Origin of the sequence: Paracraurococcus lichenis (assembly GCF_030657435.1) — a bacterium.
GTDB classification, from domain to species: Bacteria; Pseudomonadota; Alphaproteobacteria; order Acetobacterales; family Acetobacteraceae; genus Paracraurococcus; species Paracraurococcus lichenis.
The window spans coordinates 44,453-67,734 of record NZ_JAUTWS010000002.1; the positions used below are offsets into that span (position 1 = coordinate 44,453).

A 23,282-nucleotide genomic window follows, 5' to 3' on the forward strand; every position below is an offset into this window, starting at 1 on the left:
GACGGAGGGGCGATGAGCGACGACATCCTTCCGCTGGACCGCAACGGCATGGCGGCGCGCGTGGCGCGCGACGTGCCGGAGGGCTGGTATGTCAATCTCGGCATCGGCATCCCGACGCTGGTCGCCGACCACATCCCACCGGAGCGCGAGGTGGTGGTGCATTCGGAGAACGGCGTGCTCGGCATCGGCCCCGCGCCGGCGGCGCACCGGCAGAATCCCTGGCTGATCAATGCCAGCACCCAGCGCGTCTCACTCCGCCCCGGCGGCGCCTTCGTCCACCATGCCGACAGCTTCGCCATGGTGCGGGGCGGGCATCTCGACCTCTGCGTGCTCGGCGGCTTCCAGGTGGCGGAGAACGGCGACCTGGCGAATTGGGCGCATGCGGCCGCCGAGGTCGGGCGGCAGATCGGCGGTGCGATGGACCTGGCGGTCGGCGCGAAGCGCGTCTGGGTGGTGATGGAGCACACCACCAAGGACGGCAAGCCGCGCATCCTGCGGCGCTGCAGCTACCCGCTGACGGCGGCGCGCTGCGTCAGCCGGGTCTATACCAACCTCGCGGTGCTGGAGGTGACGGCGAGGGGCTTCGCCGTGCTGGACATGCTGCCCGGCCTCACGCTCGAGGCCCTGCAGGCGCGGACGGAGGCGCCGCTCTACGCGGCCTGACGGCCGAGCAGCCGATCCAGCGCGTCGCGCAGCACGCCCTCCGGATCGGCAGCGCCGTCGCGGCTGCGCCAGGCGACATAGCCATCCGGCCGCACCAGCACGGCGCCCCGGGGCGAGACCTCGTAGGCCGCATGCCAGGCATTCTCCGGGTCGGCCAGCCTGCCGCCGATCACATGCGCTGACATGGGCGGATTGCCGCTGCCGGCGAGGGCACGTGCCGCCGCGGCCCAGCCCGCGCCCTCCCGACCCGCGAGCAGCACGAAGCGTTTGCCCAGCAGGTCGATGGTCGAGAGCCGCGTGTCGCCCTGCTGCAGCCAGACATGCGGCGCGCGGCTGCCGGGGCGGGCGCTCGGCAGGTATTCGGTGATCGGATCCTCCGGCATCAGCGGTGGCGTGCCGTCCGCCAGCACCGCGGCGCTCTCATAGGGCACGCCGAAGATGAGGCCCTGCTCGTTCAGGAATTCCCGGCGCGGCAGCACCGCGCTGCTCTGCTTCGCGGTGCGGCCCATGGAGAGGGCATTGGCGAGGCTGGTGCGCGTCGTGAGTTCCGCCAGCGGCCGCCGCTCGGCATCGTAGCTGTCGAGCAGCGCCTCGCCCGCCTCGCCGCGCTCCACCGCCGCCAGCTTCCAGCAGAGGTTCAGCACGTCCTGCACGCCGGTGTTCATGCCGAAGCCGCCGGTCGGCGGGATCTCATGCGCCGCATCGCCGGCAAGGAACATCCGCCCGTCGCGGTAGCGCTCCGCGACGATGGCCGAGGCTTCCCAATAGGAGACGCCCAGCACCTCCACCGGCAGGTCCGGCAGGCCCGCCGCCTGGCGGACCAGCGCGGTGCAGAATTCGGGGGTGAAGTCGGCGGGACGGTAGCCGTAATGGGCGAGGCTGTGGATCAGGAAGCCCCAGCGGTCGCGCGCGTTGATGGTCAGGAAGGTGCCGCGCAGCGAGGGCTGCTCCACGAAATAGAGCGCGGCGGGGCGGTCCTTCACCCATTCCGTCAGGTCGGCGCGGACGAGGATATTGACGCTGTCATAGACTTTCTCCTCGCCCGGCATGCGCACACCCATGGCGCGGCGGACGCGGCTCTGCGCACCATCGGCGGCGATCAGCCAGCGGGCGCGGATCCCGGTCTCGGCGCCGGTGGCGAGGTCGCGGATGGTGGCGGAGATGCCGTTCGCATCGCGGCGGAAGGCCGTCATCTCCGTGGCGAAGCGCACGTCGCCGAGGCCCGCCGCCTCGGCATGGCGGCGCAGCACCGGCTCCAGGTCGTCCTGCGCGCAGAGGCAGTTGGTGGTGGGCGTCACCGCCAGGTTCTTCGGCAGCGCGCGGCCGGGCACGCGCCGCTCGATCTCGCGGCCGGCCAGGCTCTCGGTCCAGACGATCAGGCCGGTGCTCCCGGCGGAGAGGCCGGCGGCGTGGATGTCCTCCTCGAGCCCGAGCTGGCGGTACATCTCCATGGTGCGGGCATTGATGCCGCGCGCCTTGGGCACGCGGGAGGTGCCGTCGTGCCGCTCCACCAGCAGCGATCGCACGCCCGCGCGCGAGAGCAGGAGCGAGGCGGTGAGGCCGACCGGGCCGCCGCCGATGATGAGGACGGGGATCTCGAGCATCGCCTGCGTGTCCCTATTGCCGACCCATGCCGATGCGCTTCGCCAGGGCGCGCTGCATGGCGAGTTCTTTCGTGAGATGCGCCGCGAATTCCTCGGGCGTCGAGCCGGGGCCTTCCGAATCGCTCTCGCGCATCAGCCGCGCCAACAGCGGCGTGCGCATGGCGGCGTGGATGGCCTGCTGCACCGTGAGGATGCGCTCGCGCGGCGTGCCGCCGGTGGTCCAGACGCCGCCCATGCCGATCAGCTCCCAGTCGCGGTAGCCGAGCTCCTGCATGGTCGGCACATCGGGGAAGATCAGGGAGCGGCGCGTGCCGGTATAGCCGAAGGCGCGCAGGCGGCCGGCGCGGATATGCGGCTCCGAGGGCGGCAGGGTGGAGAAGGCGAGGTCCACCTGGTCCGCCAGCATGGCGGTGATGGAAGGGCCGGTGCCCTGCAGCACCAGCGTCAGCAGCTCGGCGCCGGTGAACTCGCGGAACTGCTCTGCGCCGAGATGGGTGATGTTGCCGACGCCGGTCATGGCGCAGGTGAGGCCGCCGGGCTTCGACTTCGCCAGCGCCACCAGCTCCGCCATGTCGCGCGCCGGCAGGGTCGCGCGGCCGACCAGCATCATGCCGTTGCCGGTGGAGACGAGGGAGACGGGGGCGAGGTCGCGCTCCGGGTCGTAGGGCAGGGGCACGGTGCCGAAGACCATGTTCCCGACGAAGCTGCCGGTGGTGTAGAGCAGGGTCGTGCCGTCGGGCTTCGCCGTCGCGACCGCCTGCGCGGCGATGATGCCGTTGGCGCCCGGCTTGTTCTCGAAGACCACGGTCTGGCCCAGCAGGCGCGACATCTCCTCGGCCAGCGGACGGCCGGTGATGTCGAGCGGCCCGCCGGGCGCGAAGGGCACGAGCATGCGCAGCGGCCGGTCCGGGAAGCGCTCGGTCTGCGCCAGCGCCGGCGAGGCGCAGGTGGCGGCGAGCAGCGTGCGGCGGCGCATCTCAATGGCCCAGCAGGAAGGGCGTGATGGCGGCGGCGATGCGCTCCGGCGCCTGGATGGTGCCGACATGCCCGAGTCCCTCCAGCACGATGCTGCGCGCGCCCGGGATCTCCGCCGCGATCGAGAGGCTATGGGCGGGCGGCACCAGCCGGTCCTCCGCCTGGGCCAGCACCAGCGTGGGCGCGGCGATGCCGGAGAGGTCGAGCAGCGGCGCCTGCGGGATCAGCGCATTGCGGCGGGCGCGCTGCGCCGGATTGCGCGTGCCGCCGGCGAAGCGCCGGGCGAGCTCGGGATGCGCGGCAAGATGCGCCTCGGGGTAGAACCAGCGGGCGATCCGCGCGGCATTCGCTTCCGGGTCGGCGCGCAGCCGGCCAAGCTCCGCCGCGGCCTCCGGGTTGATGTCGGCGATGCTGCGACCGATGCGGATGGCGGCCGAGAGGACCAGGCGGTCGATGCGCGCGGGGTGCCGCACCGCCAGCGCCTGGGCGATGACGCTGCCGAGGGAGCTGCCGAAGACATGCGCCCGCGCATGGCCGAGCGCCGCGATCAGCGCCGCCGCGTCGTCGGCCAGCGCCTCGATCCCGTAGGGCGTGTCGGGGTTGCGCGTCTGCCCGGAATCGCGCTGGTCACAGGCGATGCAGGCGAAGTGCGGCGCGAGATGCGGGACGAAGCCGTCATATTGCGTGTGGTCGGCCTCGCCGCCATGCAGCAGGAGCAGCGGCGGGCCCTCGCCCGTGACGGCATAGGCGATCTCGAGGCCGGGGCCGGCTGCGGCATGGCGGATCATGCCAGCGTCCCGCCCTGCAGCACGCGCGTCAGCGCCTCCGCGACCGCGCGCGCCGGGTCCTCCGGGATCCAGGGCATGCGCCAGGCAACGTGGCCGTCCGGCCGCACCAGGCAGGCGCCGCGCTGGCCCATGCGGAAACCGTCGGCATAGTCGACGCGCGGCATGGTGCGGAGCTGGATCGGCAGGCCGACCGCCTCGCTGGCGCGCTTTCCGGCCTCCAGCCAGTCCTGGCCGAGCGGGCCGGTGACGAGGACGAATTCCTTGTCGAACCAGTCGATGGTGGAGTGCTTGCGCGCGTGGTCGAGCCAGAGATGCGGGAAGCGCGCGCCATGCCGGTCGTTCGGGCGGTAGATGCGGCTGTCATGGCCGCGCGCCACCGTGCCGTCCGGGATCACCGCGCCTTCCTCGTAATGGAAGCCGAGCGCCTGGCCGACGCTGTGCAGGTGGTTGTCCATGTCGTCCAGCCAGAAGGTGATGCGGTCCGGCTGGCCGCTGCGCGCCGCGGCCTCCATGTGCTGGTAGCGGTGGCGGTTGCCGAGGCTGAAATCGGCATTGCTGTGGGCGACCGGCCGGCGCTCCACGTCGTAGGTGTCGAGCAGCCGCTCCGGCGCCCGGCCGCGCAGCACATAGGCCAGCTTCCAGGCCAGGTTGTGCGCATCCTGCACGCCGGAGTTCAGCCCGAAGCCGCCGGTCGGCGGGAAGCGGTGCGCGGCGTCGCCCACCAGCAGCACGCGGCCGCGCCGGAAGCGCTCCGCCACCTGCCGCGAGACGCGCCAGACGGAGCGGTTGAGCAGCGTGACGTCGAGGTCCGGCACGCCGGTCTGCCGGCGGATGAGCTCGACCACCTCCGCATCCGTCCAGGGATGCGGCCGGTCGTCCTGCTGCTGGCCGATCTGCGTCACCGTCAGCCAGCGGTCGCGGCCATTGGTGTTGAGGATGGTCGAGACCGGCACGCCCGGGATGGGCGAGATGATGCGGTAGCCCGCGGCCTCCCTGGTGATGGGGAAGCGGGAGAGGTCGCCGCGCCAGTACTCGTTCGACATGACGGCGAGGGTGGATGGCCCCTGCATCTCGATCCCCGCGGCGCGGCGCGTGCCGCTGCCGGCGCCGTCGGCGGCGATCAGCCATTGCGCGCGGAACCAGCGCTCCTCCCCGCCGCCGGTCGGGCGGGTGCGGACGGAAACGCTGTCCGGGCCTTCCTCAAAGCCCAGCACCTCGGTCGAGAACAGCACGCGCGCATGCGGGGAGCGCTGGAGCTCGGCATGGATTTCCTCCTCCACCGCATCCTGCGCGACCAGCGACTTCCAGGCCGGCGTATGGCCCTCGTTCGGCTCCGGCCGGGTGCGGCCGATCTCGCGGCCGGCGATGCTCTCGACGAAAACGAACATGTCGGAGCCGTCCTGCAACCCGCGGTCGCGGATCCGCTGCTCGATCCCCCATTGGCGGAAGATCTCCATGGTGCGGATCCAGCAGCCCCGCGACTTCGGGTGGTCGGTCGTGGTCGCGCTCTTCTCCGCCACCACGCAGTCCACGCCGAAGCGGTGCAGCAGCAGCGCCATGGCAAGGCCGACCGGGCCGCCGCCCACGATGAAGACCGGTATGCGCTGCGGATCAGGCGGCATGGGCGGGCTCCTTCGTCAGGGCGGCGCCGAGTGCGGCGGCGCTTTCGGCCAAGCAGCGGCGCACGGCAGAGACGAGGCGGCCGTAGCGGATGAAGCCGTGGTTCAGCCCCTCGCAGCGCAGCAGCCGGCACGGGATGCCGGCCTCGGCGAGCCTGGCCGCGAGCGCCTCGTTCTGGTCGAGCAGCGGGTCGAGCGTCCCGATGGTCAGCAGCGCCGGCGGCAGGCCGCGGAGATCGGCCAGCAGCGGCGCGGCGCGCCAGTCCCGCCGCTGCGCCGGGTCGGTCAGGTAATTTGCCCAGAGCCATTCGGCCGAGGCGATGGAGAGCCCCGCCGCGCCCTGGCCGAAGCGCTGCCAGGAGGCGCTGTCTGTCTCCGTGTCATAGGCGCCGTAGTGCAGCAGCAGGAAGCGCGGCCGCGGCCCGCCGGCATCCCGCAGCGCCAGCGCCGCGCCGAGCGCGAGATTGGCCCCGGCGGAGTCGCCGCCCAGCGCCAGGCGCCCGGGATCGATGCCGAACTCGCAGGCATTCGCCGCGGCCCAGCGGAAACCCGCGACCATGTCCTCATGCGCCGCGGGGAAGCGGTGCTCCGGCAGCAGCCGGTAGTCGAGGTGCAGCGCGGCGCAGCCTGAGCCACGGACGATGTCGCGCAACACATGGTCCCAGCCATCCAGGCTGCCGACCGCGAAGCTACCGCCATGCGCATAGACCAGCAGCGGCACCGGCGCATGCGCCGCATCTGGCCGATAGAGCCGGGCGCGCAGCCCGCCCGGCAGGGTCAGCGTGTGCTCCTCCCGCAGGGGCTCGCTGCCCTTCGCGAGGAAGGCGGAGATGCGGTCGAGCGCGGCGCGCGCCTCGGCGATCGGCGCCGTCACCGGGCTGGCCGCGACCAGCCCGCGCTCCCGCAGCAGCGCGGCCGCCGCGGCCAGCTCCGGGTCCATCTCAGCCGACCTCGACCGGCGCGACCTCGCGCAGCCGCGGCAGGACCTCCTGCGAGAAGAGCCGGATGCCCTTCTTCGATTCCGCATGCGTCATGGGGCCGGAACGGCCGACCAGCACGAGATGCCCGAAGCCGCCGACCTTGTCGTAGAACTCCATGATCTGGCGGTGGACGCTGTCCGGGTTGCCGGCGAAGAGGATGCCCTGGTCCATCGCCTCCTTCGCCGTCAGGCCCATCAGCTTCGCGGCGTTCTGGCTGGCGGGCGTCACGCCCTTCTCGGCATCCCGCAGGGCAAGGCCGGCATCCGCCTTCGGCCTGGTGCGGTAGAGGCCGGGCGCGGCCTGCGGCGGCGCCGCGCCGGGGAGGAACTTGTTGTATTGCGGCGCCGATTTCAGGGAGGTGTTGAGGAACCAGAGCAGCTTGCTGCCGACCTCGATCCCTTCCTCCTCGGTGTCGCCGACATAGACCAGGGCGGCATAGGCGAAATTGTCGGTGGTCACGCGCGGCAGCCCGGCCTCCCGCCGCGCCTTCCGGTGCGCCTCATAGGCGGCCCTGGTGCCTTCCGGCCCGCGCAGCACCAGCACATGCCGGTAGCCGCGGCGGCCGACCTCGGCGGCGCTCCGCGGGTCGCCGGTCGCCGCCCACATCGGCGGCGTCGGGCGCTGGTAGGGGCCGGGCCAGATATTGATGTGGCGATGGCTGAAATGCTTGCCCTCCCAGGAGACCGGGCCGTCATGGCTGGTCAGCGCCTTGGTGACGAGGTCGATCGCCTCCCAGAAGCGCTCCTCGTTGTTCACCGGCTGCATGTTGGCCGAGGCCATCTCGGTCCCGCCCGACTTGACGAAGCCGATGTCGAAGCGGCCGCGCAGCATGGTATCGGCGGTGGCGTATTCCTCCGCCACGCGCACCGGATCGGGGCGGAGCGAGATGAGCGTGCCGAGGCTCAGTACCCGCACGTTCTTCGTCTGCCGCGCCAGCGCGCCGGTCACCATCGGGTTGGAGCCGATCATCGAGTTGATGCCGGCATGGTGCTCGATGCAGACGACATTCATGCCCATCTCGTCGCAGAGGGCGAACTCGTCCAGCACCTCCTCGAAATGCCGCGCCGCGACCTGCGGGTCGCAATAGCGGTTGGGCAGGCTGGCGCGCACCGAATCGGCGGCGTCGGTGATCTCCTTGGGGACGTCGGGATAGGGAATCTCGCACTGCCACCAGGCATCCATGGTCGTCTCTCCGGAAGAAGGGGATCAGCGGGACAGGAAGCCGATGACGTGGTCGGCGACGGCATCCGGCTGCTCGATCTCGGGGTGGTGGCCGGCGGCGGCGATCTCGGCATAGCGGGCGCCGGGGATCAGGCGGGCCATGGCCTGGCCGTAGGAGGGCTTCACGATGCCGTCCGCGGCGCCCCAGAGCACCAGGGTCTTCGCCTTGATCGCCGGCAGCCACCAGGCGAGGCGCGGGTGGTGCATGTAGGGGTGCCAGCCATAGAGCGAGAGCGCCTCCCGGCTGCGGTGCAGCGCGACCAGCTCCTCGTCGGTCATGGCGTCGTAGTCCGGCGCATTCGCCGGGTCGTGCCACATGGCGGCGCGGACCTTGTCCGGATGGGTGTTGAAGACGTCGAGGATGTCCGGCGTCTCCCGGTCGCCGACCTTGATGCCGAGGCTGTCCAGCAGGACCAGTCGGTCGATGCGGGACGGCATGCGCAGTGCCAGCTCGGCCGCCAGCCAGCCGCCGAAGGAGGAGCCGATCACGGAGATCCGCTCATGCCCCAGCGTCTCGATCACCTGTCCATAGAGGTGCAGCAGGTCGTAGATGCTTTCAAAATCCTTTGGCCGCGGGCTGCCGCCGAAGCCGGGATGCGAGGGGGCGATCACCGCCATCCGCCGTCCCAGCAGCTCGAGGAAGCGGGCGTCGCGCCGGGCCGGCGTGAAGCCGTGCAGGAAGAGCACCGGCGCGCCGGCGCCGCGCCGCAGCACCTCCAGCTCGATGCCCTGGACCGCGATGCGGTCGATGGTCGTCTCGGTCGGCATGACGCCTCGCTTCGCTTGGTGTGACGGGTCAGCGCGGCAGCGCGTCGTCGCGGGTCTCGCGGCCGAGCGCCATCGCCAGGATGCTCAGCAGGGCGAAGCAGGTCATCACCGCCGCCGCCATGTTGAAGCTGCCGTGGAAGGGCACCACCAGCAGGCCGGCGACCAGCGGGCCGAAGCTGGTGATGATGCGCCCCGTGCCGTTGCAGAAGGAGACGGCGGTGGCGCGCACATGCGTCGGGAACAGCTCCGGCAGGTAGACCGCATGGCCGGAGAAGACGCCGAAGACGAAGAAGCCGAAGATCGGCAGCACCAGCGGGTAGTGGGCATAGGCGTCGAGGCCGAGATAGAGCCAGAGCCCGCTGACGATGGCGCCGATGTTGTAGAACACCACGGTGAGGCGGCGGCCCAGCCAGTCCGCCAGGAAGCCGAAGGCGGCATAGCCGGCGATGCCGCCGATGCCCCAGAGCATCATGCCGTTGCCGATATGGCGGATCGCCTCCGGCCCGGTGATCCCTTCCTTCTGCAGCATCAGGCCCTGGATGGTCGGCAGCCAGATCTGGCTGGTCCAGATCGAGAGCAGCGTGCCGAGGCAGAAGAGCAGCCCGATGATGGTGCTTTGGCGCAGCGCGGGGGAGAAGAGCTGGCGCAGCGGCAGCGCCATAAAGTCGCGGTCGGCCTCGGACCCGGCGCCGGCCGCGCGGATCGCCGCCCGGCGCTCCCGCACCGCGGCGAAATGCTCCGGCTCATGCGTGCCGCGGCGGAGCAGCAGCAGAAGGATCGCCGGAATGACGCCGGTGAAGAAGACGTAGCGCCAGCCATAGGGGCCGACCAGGTTGTAGACCTGCCCGCCGATCAGCGCGCCGAAGGCGCCGCCGGTCATCATGATGCCCAGCACCTTGGCGCGGTGCGTGCTGTGGAAGGCCTCGGCCACCAGGGCGATGCCGACCACCGCCTCCGCCCCCGTGCCGAGGCCTGCGAGGAAGCGGAACACGCCGAGCTGCAGGGGCGTCTGCGCGATACCCTGCAGCCCGGTGCAGAGGCTGAAGAGGATGATGCTGAAGGCCAGCGTCCGGACCCGGCCGAAATAGTCGGCGACGAGGCCGAAGACCATGCCGCCGATCGCCCAGCCGAGCAGCCCGACCATGGCGAGGTAGCCGCCGACCCGGCCGAGCTCGGCCGGCGTCGGCGCGCCGCCCAGCAGCTCGGTCAGCGCCGGCCGCAGCACGATGGCGAAGAGGCCGAAATCGGCGGAATCCAGCGCCCAGCCCAGCCAGGTCACGAGGAAGATGCGCCACTGGTAGCGCGTCAGGCCGGCAAGGCCGATCCTTCCGCCGATGCCGGCAAGCCCCGTGCTCGTGCTCATGGCCTCTCCTCCCTTCTGGCCGGCGCGTTCACCGCGCCCTGGTCCCGGATGCCAGGCCGACCCGGCGCGCGATGCCGAGCTGCATGGCAAGCTCGCGCTGCAGGACATCGGCGAATTCCTCGGGCGGGCCGCCCTGCGGTTCGAACTCGCCCTCCCGCAGCAGCTTCGTGAAATCGGGGGCGTGCACGATCTCGCGCACCGCGCGCTGGACCTTCAGGATGCGCTCGGGCGGCGTGCCGGCAGTGGTCCAGAGGCCCATCATCCCGATGAGCTCCCACTCCGCGAAGCCCTGCTCCTTCATCGTCGGCGTCTCGGGCACCAGCAGGGCGCGCCGGCGGCCGGTATAGCCGATGGCGCGCAGCGATCCCTCGCGCAGGAAGGGCAGCGCCGGCGGGATGGTGGAGAAGGTGATGTCGACATTGCCGGCGAGGATCTCGGTCAGGCTCGGCGCGGTGCCGTGCAGCGTGACCAGCACCAGCTCCGTTCCGGTGAAGGCCTTGAACTGCTCGGCCGCGAGATGGGTGATGTTGCCGAAGCCGCTGATGGCGCAGGTGAGGCCGCCGCGCGCCCGCGCGATCGCGGCAAGCTCCGCCATGCTCGTCGCGCCGAGGCGCGGGCTCGCCACCAGCATCATGCCGGTGCCGTCCGCGACCAGCGTCACCGGCGCCACGTCCCGCATCGGGTCATAGGGCAGGGGCTGCTGGCTGAAGGCGAGGTTGCCGATGAAGCTGCCGGTGGTGAAGAGCAGCGTGCCGCCGTCGGGCCGCGCCGTCGCGATCTGATGCGTGGCGACAATGCCGTTGGCGCCGGGCTTGTTCTCGAACACCACGGTCTGGCCGAGCTTCTCGCCGAGCCGCTCGGCCAGCGGCCGGCCGAAGATGTCCATGGGGCCACCCGGCGTGAAGGGCACCCACATGCGCAGGAGGCGCGTCGGCCAAGCCTCCGTCTGGGCCTTCGCCGCGCCGGTGGCCAGGCAGGCCACCGCCAGCATGGTCCTGCGGGTGCACCGCATGGATCATCTCCCCCGTCGGCGCGGCGCCTGCAATGGGCCCCGCGCTTGTGCATGGTCAAACGAGTGTTTTATACGGGTGTCACAGTGTCAAGCGTCCATGGGCGGGGTGGAATGAGCGTGAGCGTGGACGCCATCGAAAGGCCGGGCTCGGCGCAGGAGCGGACGGTGGGCCGCATCCTGACTGCGGCGGCGCGGCTCTTCGCGGCGCGCGGCCTGGCGGGCGTGGGCCTGCGGGAGATCACGGCGGAGGCGGGGGTCAATCTCGCCGCGGTGAACTACCACTTCGGCTCGAAGGAGAGGCTGCTCGAGGCGCTGTTCCTCCGCCGCGCCAGGCCGATCACCGAGGAGCGCCTGCGCCTGCTCGCACTCTGTCGCGAGGCGCCCGGCCGGCCGCCGATGCTCGAACAGTTGCTGGAGGCCTTCCTGCGCCCGGCCTTCTCGCTCGGGCTCGAGGCGGGTGTGGACGGCGCGACCTTCGGCCGGCTGCGCGCCCGGCTCTCGGTCGAGAGCGAGGACCTCTATCGCCGCATCCTGTCGCAGGCCTTCAATGCCAGCACGCGTGCCTTCCTCGACGCGGTGGCGGCGGCGCTGCCGGACCTGCCGCGGGCGGAGGTGGAGTGGCGCTTCCACTTCATGCTGGGGACGATGATCTACACCATGGCCGATAGCGGCCGGATCCAATCGGTGGGCGACGGGCTCTGCCGGCCGGGCGAGGTGGAGACGGCGCTGGCCAGGCTGGTGCCCTTCCTCTGCGCCGGCTTCCGCGCGCCGCCGACGTGACGGCAGCGGGCGGCGGCGCGCGACGGGAATGACAAGGCCGGCGAAGGCCGACAGGGGAGGAGCTGAGGATGCCAGCCTGGACCAGGCGGGCGGCGCTCGCGGGCGCCGGCCTGCTCGCCACCCGCATCGCGGCGGCCGAGCCCGCCTTCGACCGGCCGCTGCGCCTGGTGCTGCCCTTCGCGCCGGGCGGCTCCACCGACATCAGCGGCCGGCTGCTGGCCGAGCAGATGCGCCAGTCGCTCGGCCAGCCCGTCGTCGTGGAGAACCGCCCGGGCGCGAACGGGCTGCTGGCGCTGGAGGCGGTGGCGCGGTCGCGGCCGGATGGCACCACGCTCATGCTCGGCAACGTCACCACCAACGGCACGGCGCCACTGCTCGCCGGGCCGCGGCTCGGCTTCGACTACGAGCGGGACATGCAGGCGGTGACGCGCATCGCCGACGTGCCGAGCCTGCTGGTGGCGACCGCGGCCAACTTCGTGCCGCAGAGCCTCGCCGAGGTCGTGGCGCTGGCGCGGGAAAGGCCGGGACGGCTGAACTACTTCTCCACCGGCGTCGGCAGCTATACCCATCTGGACACGGTGCTGCTGGCGCGCGCCGCGGGCATCGACGTCGTGCATGTCGTGCTCTCCGGCGGCGCCGGGCCCTCGCTGCAGACGGTGATCGCCGGCGACGTGCAGTTCGGCTTCATGAATGCGGCGACGGCGACGCCGATGGTGCGCGACGGAAGGCTGAAGGCGCTGGCCGTGACGGGCGAGCGGCGGCTCGCCGAATGGCCGGCGGTGCCGACCATGGCGGAGGCCGGCTACCCCGGCATCGGCACCAGCGCCTGGCACGTGCTGATGCTGCCCTCGGGCGTGCCGGAGCCAGCGCAGCAGGCGGTCTTCGCCGCGGCGCGCGCGGCGCTCGGCAGCGAGCCGGTGCTGGCCGCCTTCCGGCGCCAGTCGATCCAGCCGACGCCCAGCGCCTCCATCGCCGAGGCGCGGGACTGGATGCGCGCGGAACTCGCGGCCTGGCGCCGCATCCTGCGCCAGACCGCCATCGCCACCGCGGACTAAGCAGGCTTTCGCGGGTTGGGCCACACTTCGTGCGGCCCAACTTCTTGAAGCGAAAGCCTGCTTAGGATTTTGTTGCGGCGCAAACCCCGAGGGGTTTGCTTAGGGAAGGAGAGACGGATGCTGGTCTTCGACCTGAAGCAGGAGCAGCGCTGGGACCCGGTGAAGCATGTCGAGCACGTGCTCGGCCGGATCGAGGGCGGCGACGTGACCGTCGCCTGCTGGGAGCCGGGGCAGTGCAGCCCGCACCACCTGCATCCCAATTGCACCGAGATCTATGTCTGCTTCGAGGGCGGCGGGACCATGCGCACGCCCGGGCAGACCATCGAGGTCAAGCCCGGCGCCTTCGTCGTCCATCCGCGCGGCGAGCTGCACGAATACGAGAACGGGCCGCAGCGCACGCTGCTCTTCCGCGTGCGCTACGGCGACGACTTCTCCGTCCGCACGAAGGAATGGCGCGGCAACCCCGCCTGGAGGCCGCGCCCGGAGGACATCGCGCATTTCGGCCTGGCTGCCGAGCCGACGGCCTGACCGCGCGTCAGGCCTTGCCGATGCCCTTGTTGACCAGCGAGAGGTCGAAGGCCTTCCGCCAGTCGAGCGCCGCCGGCAGCACGCCGATATCGGCCATGGCGGCGTGGAAGCGCTGCCAGCGCGCCTCGGTCATGGCGCCGATGCCGAGCGTGGCGGCATCGCCGGAGCGGAGGATGCCGGCCTCGTTCATCATCCTTGTGCCGAAGGCGATGAGGTCGTCGCCCATCTCCGGGTTGTGCGACTTGATGAGGGCATTGGCCGGCGCGGTGTCGAAGCCGCCGGCCGGGCCCTTCAGGTACTGGTCCCAGCCCTCCATCGTCGCGTCGATGAAGCGCTGGATCACCTCCCGCTTCTCCGCCAGCGTCTTCTGGCCGATATTGATGGTGGTGCCGTAATTTTCGAAGCCGGCATCGTGCAGCAGCAGCGTGTCCGGCTCGATCCCCGCCTGGCGGATGGAGAAGGGCTCGCTGCCGAGGTAGCCCTGCTGGACGAGTTGCTTGTCCGCCAGGAAGGGCTGCAGGTTGAAGGTATAGGGGCGGATCTGCTCGTCCTTCAGCCCGTATTTCTTCACCAGGAAGGGCCACCAGGTCACCCGCGGCTCGGCGCTGATCAGCACGGTGCGGCCGCGCAGTGCCTCGAAGCCGGTGAAGCCGGTGTTCGGGTGGGCGATCAGCACCACCATGTCCTTCTGGAAGACCGCGCCGATGCAGAGGAAAGGAATGTTCTCCCGCACGAAGTTCAGGGCGGTGAGGCCATTGCCCATCGACATGTCCACGCGCCCGCCGAGCAGGAGCTGCGCCGGGTTGACCTGCGGCCCGCCGGTCCGCAGCTCCACCTCCAGCCCCGCCTTGCGGTAGAGGCCGGCGGCCTGCGCCTGGTAGAAGCCGCCATGCTCGGCCTGCGCGCGCCAGTTGGTGACGAAGCTGACCTTGTCGAGGCGCGGCTGCGCCCGGACGGGGCCGGGGGCGGCCACCAGCAGCGGCGCGCCGGCGCCCAGCAGCCCGAGCGCCGCGCGGCGCGAGACGGTGAAGCGTTGGATCGTCATGCGGTGGTCCTCCCGGGCGAGATCGGTCGCCGGGAGGGAAGGTGGCGCATTGCGCCGCCGGCGCAAGCGGGAACCGCCGCTCAGGCTCTGAGGCCGAGCGGCCGGACCAGCATCAGCGCCGTCCCGAAGCCCCAGGCGCCATTGTAGAGCAGCCCGCGCCAGGGGATGGCGCCGCTCCAGGTCGGCAGCCCCTTCAGGGCGGGCACCAGCGTCACCGCGACCGCGGTCAGCGCCAGCGCGCCGAAGATGGTGGAGAAGAGGATCGCCGGTGGCCGCAGCCGGACCAGGATCAGCGCCAGCACCAAGCCCCAGACCCCGCCCCAGAAGGCCTGGGACAGCACCACCGGCACGCCGAGCGGCCTGGTCGGGGCCATGTTGAAGGGTGGCGAGGTCTGGCCGAGGACCGCGACCACCGCCGGGATCCGGTTGCCGAACTGGTGCAGCAGGAAGGCCGTGCCCTGGTGGAAGACCAGCACGGCAATGAAACCGGCGATGAAGCCGGCGATGATCGTTCTGAGCATGGTTGGAAACTGTCCCCTCTATGGCCGCCACGGCCGGGGGGTCCCTTGCCGTGCGGCGCTCGCCCGCGCACCCTGCCACCACCTTGCATCCGCCGGAGGGGGAAGTCGCCGTGAACGGAGCCGAAAGCCTGGTGAAGACGCTGCTGGGGGCGGGGGTGGATGTCTGCTTCGCCAATCCCGGCACCAGCGAGATGCATTTCGTCGCGGCGCTGGATCGCGTCCCGGGCATGCGCTGCGTCCTCGGCCTGCAGGAGAACATCGTCACCGGCGCCGCCGACGGCTATTGGCGCATGGCGGAGAAGCCGGCCTGCACCCTGCTGCATTGCGGTCCCGGCCTCGCCAATGGGTTGGGCAGCCTGCACGACGCCCGTCGGGCGCGCTCGGGCATCGTCAACATCGTGGGCGACCAGGCGACCTATCACCGGCCCTTCGATGCGCCCCTGACCGCGGATACCGAGGGCTGGGCGCGCGGCGCCTCCGCCTGGGTCCGCACCTCGACGCGCGCGGAGGATGTGGGCGCCGATGCCGCCGTCGCGGTGCAGGCCGCCCGCACCTCGCCGGGGCAGGTGGCGACCCTGGTCCTGCCCTCCGACAGTTCCTGGAACGAGGGCGGCACGGTTGCCGCGCCGCTGCCGGTGCTGGCCGTCCCGCAGGCCGATCCGCATGCGGTCCGCACCGTGGCGAAGCTGCTGCGGGAGAAGCGGAACGTCCTGCTGCTGCTGGGCGGCCTGGCGCTGCGGGAGGGAGCCCAGGCCCAGGCGCACCGCATCGCCGCCGCGACCGGCGCCGCGCTGCTGGCCGAGGGCTCCAATGCCCGAATCCAGCGCGGCCGCGGCCGCCTGCCGCTGGACCGCGTGCCTTACGTGAACGAGCAGGCCGTCGAGGCGCTGCGGCCCTACGAGCATATCGTCCTGGTCAATGCCAAGGAGCCGATCGGCTTCTTCGGCTATCCCGGCAAGCCCAGCCGCTTCTGGCAGCCGGGCTGCGAGATCCATGTGCTGACCCGGGTCGAGCACGACGCCGAATCGGCGCTGCGGGCGCTGGCCGAGGAACTCGGCGCCCCGGCCGCGTCCATCCCCGATCCCGGTCCGCGGCCGGAGGCGCCGCGCGGCGAGCTGAGCCCGGAGGGCCTGGCCCGCGCCGTCGCCGCGCTGATGCCGGAGGGCAGCATCGTCGTCGACGAATCGGTGACCTATGGCCGCGGCTTCTTCCCGCACAGCGTTGCCGCGCCGGCACATGACTGGCTGCAGAATTGCGGCGGCGCCATCGGCTACGGCCCGCCGGTCGCGGTCGGCGCGGCGATCGGCGGCGGCGGGCGCCGGGTGATCGCCCTGCAGGCGGATGGCAGCGCCATGTATACCGTGCAGGCCCTCTGGACCCAGGCGCGGGAGAAGCTGCCCGTCACCACGGTGCTGCTCTCGAACCGCAAGTACCAGATCCTGATCGGCGAGTACCGCAATGTCGGCGCCAATCCAGGCCGCACCGCCATGGACATGCTGGACCTGGGCAATCCCGATATCGGCTGGGTGCAACTGGCGAACAGCCTGGGCGTAGAGGCGGCACAGGCGCGCAGCCTGGAGGCGCTCGGCGACCTGATGGCTCAGTCCTTCGCCAGGCCGGGCCCGTTCCTGATCGAATTGCTTATCTGAGGCACCGCCAGGACCATTTTTTCTCATGTTGTAGCGCAGCATGAGAAAAGCCGATTGAAACAAGCTGTCCTAGCCTTCAGGTTTCGCGCAAACTTCGTGTAAGGCGGGGTGGCGCATGGTCGGGTGCGTCGTGGGGGTGTCCCCCTCGCGATCCGCTCACCTGTACATGGGTGCCGGGACATGGTGGGCGGGGATGTGCAGCGATGCGGACAGCGGCGGTTTCTGACAAGCGATGAATATGATCCACCAGCCGCCGCCCGCGTCGGAGACTGACGCCTCCCGGCCCGCGGTCCATACCATCACGCTGCCGCCGGCCCCGCCCACGCCTACGCCCGCCGTCGTGCCGCCGGTCGGGGCGCCGCCGGTCGGGGCGCCGTCCGAGCCGCCGCAGGACGCCCATGCAGCGGACCCGGCGCCGTCGCGGCGGCGGCTCTGGATCCCGGCCGTCCTGCTGCTGGTCGCTGCCGGCGGCGGCTATGCCTGGCATGTCTCGCAGGAGGCGCGGCCGGTGCCGACCTCGCCCCCGGCGACGGTGACCGAGCCCCTCTCGCAGGGCGAGTTCCGCCTGTCCGACAACGAGATGCGGGCGCTGCGGATCGAGGAGATGCAGCTCCGCGACTTCCGGGCGGAGCGCGTGGCGGAGGGCCGCATCGCCTACAACGAGGACCGGGCCACCCCGGTCTACTCGCCCTACAACGGCCGCGTGGTGCGGGCGCCCGCCCGCATGGGCGATACGGTGAAGGCCGGCGACACGCTGCTCGAGATCGAGACCACGGACCTCGCCGGCGCCGCCAACGACCTGCTCTCGGCCGCCGATGCCGCCAACAAGGCCCGCGCGACCCTCGACCAGGCGCGGCGCGAGGAGGCGCGGCAGGCCAGCCTGTTCAGCGCCCGCGCCGCCTCGCAGCGCGACGTGGAGCAGGCCCGGGTCGCCGCCATGACCGCAACGGCCGACCTCCGCAGCGCCGAGGCGACGCTGGCCGCCTCGCGCGACAAGCTGCGCGTGCTCGGCCGCAGCGCCGGGGAGATCGCGCGGATCGAGCAGACCCGCATGGTGAACGCCATCGTGCCGGTGCTGGCGCCGATCGGCGGCACCGTCACCCAGCGCAAGGTCGGCCCCGGCCAGTGGCTCTCGACCGGCGCCGCCGACCCCGTCTTCACCATCGCCGACCTCTCCACCATGTGGCTCGTCGCCGCGGTGCGCGAGCTGGACGCGCCGCTGATCAAGGTCGGCCAGCAGGTCAAGGTCACGGTCGGCGCCCTGCCGGACCGCGAATTCGACGCCCGGGTCACCACCGTCGGCGCCGGCCTCGACCCCGTCACCCGCCGCATGACGGTCCGGGCGGAGGTGCAGGACCCCGACCGGCTGCTGAAGCCCGAGATGTTCGCCACCTTCCGCATCGCGGTCGGCGAGGAGCAGCGGGCCGTCGCCGTGCCGGTGAATGCCCTGATCTTCCGCGGGCCGGAGGCGAGCGTCTGGGTGGCGCTGGACGCCAACCGCTTCATGCTGCGCAAGGTGAAGACCGGCATCCGCAGCGGCGACGTCGTCGAGGTGACGGAGGGGCTGAAGGCGGGCGAGCGCGTGGTCACCGGCGGCGCGCTCTTCATCGACCGGGCCGCCCGCATCGACTGAACCATCTGCCGCTGGCCGGCGGGGGGCCGGCCGTGGCAGAGAGGGAGGGGGCGGAACCGACTCGCCCCCAGGACCGCCGGGACCGCCGCCATGCGCCAGATCGTCGCCTTCTCCCTGCAGCGCCGGCCGCTGGTCATCCTGCTGTTCTTCACCTTCATCGTCATCGGCCTGGTCGGCTTCACCCGGCTGAACATCGAGGCCTATCCCGACCCGGTCCCGCCCCAGGTCGTCATCATCACCCAGAACCCGGGCCAGAGCGCCGAGGAGATCGAGCGCTACGTCACCATTCCGGTAGAGGTGGCGATGGCCGGGCTGCCCAACCTGACCTCCGTCCGCTCGACCAGCCTCTTCGGCCTCTCGGACGTGCGGGTGCAGTTCAACTTCAACTACACCTACGACCAGGCGCTGCAGCAGGTGCTGAACCGCCTCGGCCAGCTCGACGACCTGCCGGAGGGAGTCTCGCCGCAGATCAGCCCGCTCAGCCCGATCGGCGAGATCATGCGCTACCGGCTGGTCGGGCCCCCAGGCTATTCGCTGGCCGACCTCAAGACCCTGCAGGACTGGGTGCTGGACCGCCGCTTCAAGCGCGTGCCGGGCGTGATCGACGTCACCTCCTTCGGCGGCCTGACGAAAAGCTACAACATCGTCGTCGACCTGCACCGCATGGCGGCGCTCGGCCTGACGCTGCCGCAGGTGATCCAGGCGGTGCGGGCGGGCAATGCGACCGTCGGCGCCGGGACCATCCGCATCGGGCCGCAGGCCGCTGTCGTGCAGGGCATCGGCCTCATCCGCGGCCTCGACGACGTGCGCAGCGTGGTGGTCTCGGCCGAGGGCGGGGTGCCCGTCCTGCTCTCCGACATCGCCACCATCGAGGTCGGCAATACCCCGCGCCTCGGCATCGCGGGGCATGAGCAGGACGACGACGTGGTGCTGGCCACCGTCCTGATGCGCCGCGGCGAGCAGACCCTGCCCACCATCCGCGGCGTGCAGAAGGAGGTGGAGCGGATCAATGCCGGCGGGGTGCTGCCGCCGGGCGTCAGGATCGTGCCGCTCTACGACCGGGAGGACCTGGTCAAGATCACCACCAAGACCGTGGTGCACAACATCATCGAGGGCGTGCTGCTGATCCTGGTGATCCAGTACCTCTTCCTCGGCGACCTCCGCGGCGCGCTGGTGGTGGCGGCGACCATTCCCTTCGCCTTCCTCTTCGCCATCTTGCTGATGCTGGCCCGGGGCGAGAGCGCCAACCTGCTCAGCCTCGGCGCTCTCGATTTCGGCCTGCTGGTCGATGCCACCGTCATCATGGTGGAGAACATCTACCGCCATCTCGGCCTGGCCCGCAGCGCCCACCGCTACATCGCGCCGGCCGGCTCGAAGGAACTCTCCGGCCTGTCGCTGACCGTGCTGCGGGCGGCGGGCGAGGTGGACAAGGCCATCTTCTTCTCGGCGCTGATCATCATCGCCGCCTTCATCCCGCTCTTCACCCTCGGCGGCATCGAGGGGCGGATCTTCGGCCCGATGTCGAAGACCTATGCCTATGCCATCGTCGGCGCGCTGCTCGCGACCTTCAGCATCACCCCCGCCCTCGCCGCCGCCCTGCTGAAGGAGGACAGCCGGGAGAAGGACACGCCGGTGGTCCGGGCGCTGCGCTGGGGCCACCAGCGGCTCTATGGCCTGGCGATGCAGGCGCGGCTGCTCTGCGTCGCCCTCGCCGCCGCCCTGTTTGGCGCGGCGCTCTTCCTGCTCTCGACCCTCGGCGCCGAATTCCTGCCGACGCTCGAGGAAGGCAATCTCTGGGTCCGCGCCACCATGCCGGGCACCATCAGCCTCGAGGAAGGCAATGCCACGGTGAACCGCATCCGCGGCGTGCTGATGGAGTTTCCGGAGGTCATCACCGCCACCTCCCAGCAGGGGCGGCCGGATGACGGCACGGACAGCGCCGGCTTCTTCAATGCCGAGTTCTTCCTGCCGATGAAGCCGCCGGACCAGTGGACCACGGCGTCGAACCGCGACGGCCTGGTGCACGCCATGCAGGAGCGGCTGTCGCGCGAGTTCCTCGGCATCGAGTTCAGCTATGCCCAGGCGATCAGCGACAACGTGCAGGAAGCGGCCTCGGGCGTGAAGGGCGCCAATGCCATCAAGGTCTTCGGGCCGGAGCTCGACATCATCGCCCGCAAGGCGGAGGAGATCAGGAAGGTGCTGGCGGGCGTCGAGGGCGTGGCCGACCTCGCCGTCTTCCGCTCGCTCGGCCAGCCCACGGTCGCGGTGCAGATCGACCGGGCGCGGGCCGCCCGCTTCGGCCTCTCGGTCGAGGACATCAACGAGGTGGTGCAGGCGGCGATCGGCGGGCGGGAGGCCGGGCGGCTCTACGAGCCGGGCGGCGACCGCAACTTCCCGCTGGTGGTGCGGCTCGACGCGCCCTTCCGCGACAGCCTCGAGGCCATCCGCCGCATCCCGGTGGGCGGCGCCCGGGCCGCGACCCTGGCCGATGTCGCCGAGGTCCGCCTCGTCTCCGGCGTCTCCTACATCTACCGCGAGGATGCCAGCCGCTACGTGCCCATCCGCTTCTCCGTCCGCGGCCGCGACCCGGCGAGCACGGTCGGGGAGGCGCAGGAGCTGGTGGCGCAGCAGGTGGAGCTGCCGCCCGGCTACCGGCTGGACTGGGTGGGCGAGTTCCGCAACCTGCAGGACGCGCTCGGGCGGCTGATGGTGGTGGTGCCGGCGGCGCTCTGCCTCATCCTCGTGCTGCTCTATGTCCAGTTCAACACGCTGCGGGAGACGCTGCTGGTCTTCGGCGTCGTGCCGCTCTCGCTGACCGGCGGCATTGCGGCGCTCGCCGTCGCCGGGCTGAACTTCTCCGTGCCGGCCGCCATCGGCTTCCTCGCGCTCTTCGGCATCACGGTCATGGAGGGCATCATTATGCTCTCCCACTTCAACCACCTGCGGCTGGAAGGCATGCCCTGGCGCACCGCGCTGGACCAGGCGGGCCGCGACCGCATGCGGCCGGTCTTCATGACCTGCTTCGCCTCCTTCACCGGCCTGCTGCCCATGGCGCTGGCCACCGGCATCGGCGCCGATGTCCAGAAGCCGCTCGCCCTCGTCGTCGTGGGCGGCATCGGCCTGGTGCCGCTCTTCATCCTCGTGGTCTTCCCCGTCATGATCGATCTCTTCGGCAAGCCGCGCCACCTGCGGCAGGAAGCCGCGCGCGTCCGCGCGCTCGGCGCCCGCGCATGAGGCTGCGTCCCTCCGCCGCGCTGCTCGGCCTCGCCGTCTTCGCGCAGCCCGCCCAGGCCCAGCCCCAGGGGCAGGCCCAGGCCCAAGGGCCGGCCCAGGGCCAGGCGCCGTCGCCCGCCCGCCCCGCCGCGCCGGGCAACCTGCCGCTGCCGGTCGGCCAGGGGGCCCAGCCGCTGACCCTGGCGCAGGCCGAGGCGGTGCTGGTGGAGCGCAACCTCGCCGTCATCGCCGCCCGCCGCGGGGTGGATGCGGCGCGGGCCAACCGCCTCGTCGCCGCCTCCCTGCCGCCGCCGCAGGTCGTGGTCGGCAACAGCTTCCTGCAGTTCAACGAGACGGCCGCCGGCGCGGTGCGGGGCACGCGCCTGATCTCGCCGAGCAACAACATCCAGGCCGGGCTGCAGGTGCTGGTCGAGCGCGGCGGCAAGCGGACGCTGCGCACCCGCGTCGCGGAGGACCAGATCGGTGCCGCCGAGGCGCAGGTGCTCGACGCCCTGCGCACCTCGCTCTTCGCCCTGCGCCAGGCCTTCCTCGGCGCACTGCTGGCGCGGGCGAATCTCGAGGTCGCGCTCGGCAACCGGATGAGCCTCGACCGGACCGAGGCGCTGCTGCGGCGGCAGTTGCGCGACGGCGCCATCCCGGAAGGCGACCTGCTGCGCTTCCAGGCCAGCCGGCTGCAATTCGAGCCGGACGTGACGACCAATGCGCAGGCCTATGCCGCCGGCGTGGCGGCCGTGGCGGCACTGCTCTCGGCCGACCCGGCCGCCTTCCAGCCGGGTGCCGGGACGATTCCGGCGCTCGGGATCAACCCGTCGCAGCCCGGCGCACTGCCGCCGGAGCCGTCCGGCCCGCGCGGCCGCGCCGCCGCGCCGCCCGGGCCCGCCAGTGCGCCGACCACCGTGCAGACCATCCTCTCGCCCGTCGCCTTCGATGTGCGCGGCCGGTTCGAGGCGGTGCCGCAACTCGGCATCGGTCGCGAGGACCTGGCCAAGGGCATCGAGAGCCGCGCCGACGTGGTCGCGGCGCAGCGCCAGTTCGCGGCCGCCAATTCCAACCGGCTGCTGGCCGAGGCCGGGCGCTCGCGCGATGTGACGGTCAGCGGCAGCTGGAGCCGTTCCCGCCTCAGCCAGGACCTGCCGAACTCGCGCGACCAACTGGATGCCACCAACAGCTTCGGCATCCAGTTCTCGGTGCCGATCTTCACGCGCCAGATCGTGGAGGGGAATGTCGGCGTCGCCTCGGCGCAGGCCGGCCAGGCGGAGGCGCAGGCGCGCGCCGCGCTGCTGCAGGCCCGCGCCGATTTCGCCGCGGCCTGGGCGACCTACGAGCAGGCGCGGGCGCTGCTCAACCTCTATACCGGCGGGGCGCTGAACCGGGCGGAGGAGGCCTATCGCAGCACCGAGCAGGCCTATCTGGCCGGCGGGCGGTCGCTGATCGACGTGCTGGACGCGCTGCGGGTGCTGAATGCGACGCGCATCCAGGCGAACCAGGCCCGCTATGCCTATCTGCTGGCGCTGTCGCAACTCGAGCAGGCGACGGGCGTGAGCGGGATCGCGCCGCGGCTCTAGCCGCGCACGGGTCGGTGCGCTGCATCAACGGCGCGCGAGAGCGCGCGCCCTCGGGTGGACGTGGCCGCGTCGCCTTCCCAATCTGCGGTCGCACGACCAAGGGAAGAGATGCCGATGCGCCGGATCGCGTTCGCCGCCAGCCTGCTGGGCCTGCTGGCGGGGTGCAGCCCGACCTTCTCCAGCGAGCCGGAGCCGCGGCAGGTCATCGTGGTGCCGCCGGGCGGCAGCGTGGTCTGTCCCGGCGGCTACGCGCCGCCCTGCCGCTGAGGCCTGAGAGGG

20 protein-coding genes are annotated in these 23,282 nt (G+C 71.7%); 9 read left to right on the plus strand and 11 right to left on the minus strand.

All coding sequences use genetic code 11. The features are described 5' to 3' along the window. The first annotated feature begins 12 nt into the window (after positions 1-12). Positions 13-663 (plus strand): 3-oxoacid CoA-transferase subunit B, encoded by a 651-nt coding sequence (locus Q7A36_RS02145; protein WP_305101999.1) that lies wholly within the window; start codon positions 13-15, stop codon positions 661-663. Here the strand turns inward: Q7A36_RS02145 and Q7A36_RS02150 are convergent. Genes Q7A36_RS02150 through Q7A36_RS02190 form a run of 9 tightly spaced genes read right to left on the minus strand, consistent with a single transcriptional unit; the run spans position 651 to position 10,993 of the window. Continuing rightward, entirely contained in the window at positions 651-2,267 is a 1,617-nt protein-coding gene (locus Q7A36_RS02150) for an FAD-dependent monooxygenase (RefSeq protein ID WP_305102000.1), read from the minus strand. The two genes, Q7A36_RS02145 and Q7A36_RS02150, sit on opposite strands and share 13 nt — an antisense overlap. A gap of 13 nt (positions 2,268-2,280) precedes the next feature. After that, a complete protein-coding gene (locus tag Q7A36_RS02155; RefSeq protein ID WP_305102001.1) occupies positions 2,281-3,243 on the minus strand; it encodes a Bug family tripartite tricarboxylate transporter substrate binding protein in 963 nt (320 codons plus the stop codon). A gap of 1 nt (position 3,244) precedes the next feature. Continuing rightward, the gene (locus Q7A36_RS02160) at positions 3,245-4,030 is read right to left on the minus strand and encodes an alpha/beta fold hydrolase (protein ID WP_305102002.1); all 786 of its coding nucleotides are present in this window, start codon (positions 4,028-4,030) and stop codon (positions 3,245-3,247) included. Next, complete coding sequence (locus Q7A36_RS02165; RefSeq protein WP_305102003.1) at positions 4,027-5,652, minus strand: FAD-dependent monooxygenase; 1,626 nt, start codon at positions 5,650-5,652, stop codon at positions 4,027-4,029. Before Q7A36_RS02165 ends, Q7A36_RS02160 begins: the two co-directional genes overlap by 4 nt. Then, complete coding sequence (locus tag Q7A36_RS02170; protein WP_305102004.1) at positions 5,642-6,589, minus strand: alpha/beta hydrolase; 948 nt, start codon at positions 6,587-6,589, stop codon at positions 5,642-5,644. Before Q7A36_RS02170 ends, Q7A36_RS02165 begins: the two co-directional genes overlap by 11 nt. Before the next feature lies 1 nt (position 6,590). Next, positions 6,591-7,811, minus strand: coding sequence for an LLM class flavin-dependent oxidoreductase (locus Q7A36_RS02175; protein WP_305102005.1), 1,221 nt, complete (start codon positions 7,809-7,811; stop codon positions 6,591-6,593). A gap of 24 nt (positions 7,812-7,835) precedes the next feature. Next, positions 7,836-8,618 (minus strand): alpha/beta fold hydrolase, encoded by a 783-nt coding sequence (locus Q7A36_RS02180; protein WP_305102006.1) that lies wholly within the window; start codon positions 8,616-8,618, stop codon positions 7,836-7,838. 28 nt (positions 8,619-8,646) lie between these two features. Continuing rightward, complete coding sequence (locus Q7A36_RS02185) at positions 8,647-9,981, minus strand: MFS transporter (RefSeq protein WP_305102007.1); 1,335 nt, start codon at positions 9,979-9,981, stop codon at positions 8,647-8,649. A gap of 28 nt (positions 9,982-10,009) precedes the next feature. Further along, positions 10,010-10,993: a Bug family tripartite tricarboxylate transporter substrate binding protein gene (locus tag Q7A36_RS02190; protein ID WP_305102008.1), complete on the minus strand. Its 984-nt coding sequence runs from the start codon at positions 10,991-10,993 to the stop codon at positions 10,010-10,012. 123 nt (positions 10,994-11,116) lie between these two features. On the opposite strand from Q7A36_RS02190, the gene Q7A36_RS02195 reads away from it, so the two are divergent. The 3 genes from Q7A36_RS02195 (at position 11,117) to Q7A36_RS02205 (ending at position 13,356) form a co-directional block, all read left to right on the plus strand. Next, positions 11,117-11,773, plus strand: a complete 657-nt coding sequence (locus Q7A36_RS02195) for a TetR/AcrR family transcriptional regulator (protein ID WP_305102009.1) — start codon at positions 11,117-11,119, stop codon at positions 11,771-11,773. A gap of 68 nt (positions 11,774-11,841) precedes the next feature. Beyond that, entirely contained in the window at positions 11,842-12,828 is a 987-nt protein-coding gene (locus tag Q7A36_RS02200) for a Bug family tripartite tricarboxylate transporter substrate binding protein (RefSeq protein ID WP_305102010.1), read from the plus strand. 117 nt (positions 12,829-12,945) lie between these two features. Further along, a complete protein-coding gene (locus Q7A36_RS02205) occupies positions 12,946-13,356 on the plus strand; it encodes a cupin domain-containing protein (RefSeq protein ID WP_305102011.1) in 411 nt (136 codons plus the stop codon). Between the two features lie 7 nt (positions 13,357-13,363). On the opposite strand, the gene Q7A36_RS02210 is transcribed toward Q7A36_RS02205, so the two are convergent. Both Q7A36_RS02210 and Q7A36_RS02215 read right to left on the minus strand, forming a co-directional pair. Continuing rightward, positions 13,364-14,401 (minus strand): ABC transporter substrate-binding protein, encoded by a 1,038-nt coding sequence (locus Q7A36_RS02210; RefSeq protein ID WP_305102012.1) that lies wholly within the window; start codon positions 14,399-14,401, stop codon positions 13,364-13,366. A gap of 80 nt (positions 14,402-14,481) precedes the next feature. After that, positions 14,482-14,922, minus strand: a complete 441-nt coding sequence (locus Q7A36_RS02215) for a hypothetical protein (RefSeq protein ID WP_305102013.1) — start codon at positions 14,920-14,922, stop codon at positions 14,482-14,484. 110 nt (positions 14,923-15,032) lie between these two features. Between Q7A36_RS02215 and Q7A36_RS02220 the strand changes: the two genes are divergently transcribed. The 5 genes from Q7A36_RS02220 to Q7A36_RS02240 all read left to right on the plus strand — a co-directional run bounded on the left by Q7A36_RS02220 (position 15,033) and on the right by Q7A36_RS02240 (position 23,270). After that, the gene (locus Q7A36_RS02220; protein WP_305102014.1) at positions 15,033-16,571 is read left to right on the plus strand and encodes an acetolactate synthase large subunit; all 1,539 of its coding nucleotides are present in this window, start codon (positions 15,033-15,035) and stop codon (positions 16,569-16,571) included. Between the two features lie 232 nt (positions 16,572-16,803). Then, positions 16,804-18,204 carry an efflux RND transporter periplasmic adaptor subunit gene (locus Q7A36_RS02225; RefSeq protein ID WP_305102015.1) on the plus strand — a complete coding sequence of 467 codons (1,401 nt, stop codon included), beginning with the start codon at positions 16,804-16,806 and terminating at the stop codon, positions 18,202-18,204. Between the two features lie 90 nt (positions 18,205-18,294). Further along, positions 18,295-21,438, plus strand: a complete 3,144-nt coding sequence (locus Q7A36_RS02230; RefSeq protein ID WP_305102016.1) for an efflux RND transporter permease subunit — start codon at positions 18,295-18,297, stop codon at positions 21,436-21,438. Further along, complete coding sequence (locus Q7A36_RS02235) at positions 21,435-23,003, plus strand: TolC family protein (RefSeq protein WP_305102017.1); 1,569 nt, start codon at positions 21,435-21,437, stop codon at positions 23,001-23,003. Before Q7A36_RS02230 ends, Q7A36_RS02235 begins: the two co-directional genes overlap by 4 nt. A gap of 114 nt (positions 23,004-23,117) precedes the next feature. Next, the gene (locus Q7A36_RS02240; protein ID WP_305102018.1) at positions 23,118-23,270 is read left to right on the plus strand and encodes a hypothetical protein; all 153 of its coding nucleotides are present in this window, start codon (positions 23,118-23,120) and stop codon (positions 23,268-23,270) included. Positions 23,271-23,282: the final 12 nt, after the last annotated feature.

Excerpts from the sequence above, each read along its gene's own strand:
- Q7A36_RS02200 (WP_305102010.1), top strand. The coding sequence starts at position 11,842 with ATGCCAGCCTGGACCAGGCGGGCGGCGCTCGCGGGCGCCGGCCTGCTC.
- Q7A36_RS02170 (WP_305102004.1), bottom strand. The coding sequence starts at position 6,589 with ATGGACCCGGAGCTGGCCGCGGCGGCCGCGCTGCTGCGGGAGCGCGGG.
- Q7A36_RS02215 (WP_305102013.1), bottom strand. The coding sequence starts at position 14,922 with ATGCTCAGAACGATCATCGCCGGCTTCATCGCCGGTTTCATTGCCGTG.
- Q7A36_RS02205 (WP_305102011.1), top strand. The coding sequence starts at position 12,946 with ATGCTGGTCTTCGACCTGAAGCAGGAGCAGCGCTGGGACCCGGTGAAG.
- Q7A36_RS02150 (WP_305102000.1), bottom strand. The coding sequence starts at position 2,267 with ATGCTCGAGATCCCCGTCCTCATCATCGGCGGCGGCCCGGTCGGCCTC.
- Q7A36_RS02155 (WP_305102001.1), bottom strand. The coding sequence starts at position 3,243 with ATGCGCCGCCGCACGCTGCTCGCCGCCACCTGCGCCTCGCCGGCGCTG.
- Q7A36_RS02160 (WP_305102002.1), bottom strand. The coding sequence starts at position 4,030 with ATGATCCGCCATGCCGCAGCCGGCCCCGGCCTCGAGATCGCCTATGCC.
- Q7A36_RS02235 (WP_305102017.1), top strand. The coding sequence starts at position 21,435 with ATGAGGCTGCGTCCCTCCGCCGCGCTGCTCGGCCTCGCCGTCTTCGCG.
- Q7A36_RS02180 (WP_305102006.1), bottom strand. The coding sequence starts at position 8,618 with ATGCCGACCGAGACGACCATCGACCGCATCGCGGTCCAGGGCATCGAG.
- Q7A36_RS02175 (WP_305102005.1), bottom strand. The coding sequence starts at position 7,811 with ATGGATGCCTGGTGGCAGTGCGAGATTCCCTATCCCGACGTCCCCAAG.
- Q7A36_RS02185 (WP_305102007.1), bottom strand. The coding sequence starts at position 9,981 with ATGAGCACGAGCACGGGGCTTGCCGGCATCGGCGGAAGGATCGGCCTT.
- Q7A36_RS02210 (WP_305102012.1), bottom strand. The coding sequence starts at position 14,401 with ATGACGATCCAACGCTTCACCGTCTCGCGCCGCGCGGCGCTCGGGCTG.
- Q7A36_RS02165 (WP_305102003.1), bottom strand. The coding sequence starts at position 5,652 with ATGCCGCCTGATCCGCAGCGCATACCGGTCTTCATCGTGGGCGGCGGC.
- Q7A36_RS02190 (WP_305102008.1), bottom strand. The coding sequence starts at position 10,993 with ATGCGGTGCACCCGCAGGACCATGCTGGCGGTGGCCTGCCTGGCCACC.
- Q7A36_RS02145 (WP_305101999.1), top strand. The coding sequence starts at position 13 with ATGAGCGACGACATCCTTCCGCTGGACCGCAACGGCATGGCGGCGCGC.
- Q7A36_RS02240 (WP_305102018.1), top strand. The coding sequence starts at position 23,118 with ATGCGCCGGATCGCGTTCGCCGCCAGCCTGCTGGGCCTGCTGGCGGGG.
- Q7A36_RS02230 (WP_305102016.1), top strand. The coding sequence starts at position 18,295 with ATGCGCCAGATCGTCGCCTTCTCCCTGCAGCGCCGGCCGCTGGTCATC.
- Q7A36_RS02225 (WP_305102015.1), top strand. The coding sequence starts at position 16,804 with ATGAATATGATCCACCAGCCGCCGCCCGCGTCGGAGACTGACGCCTCC.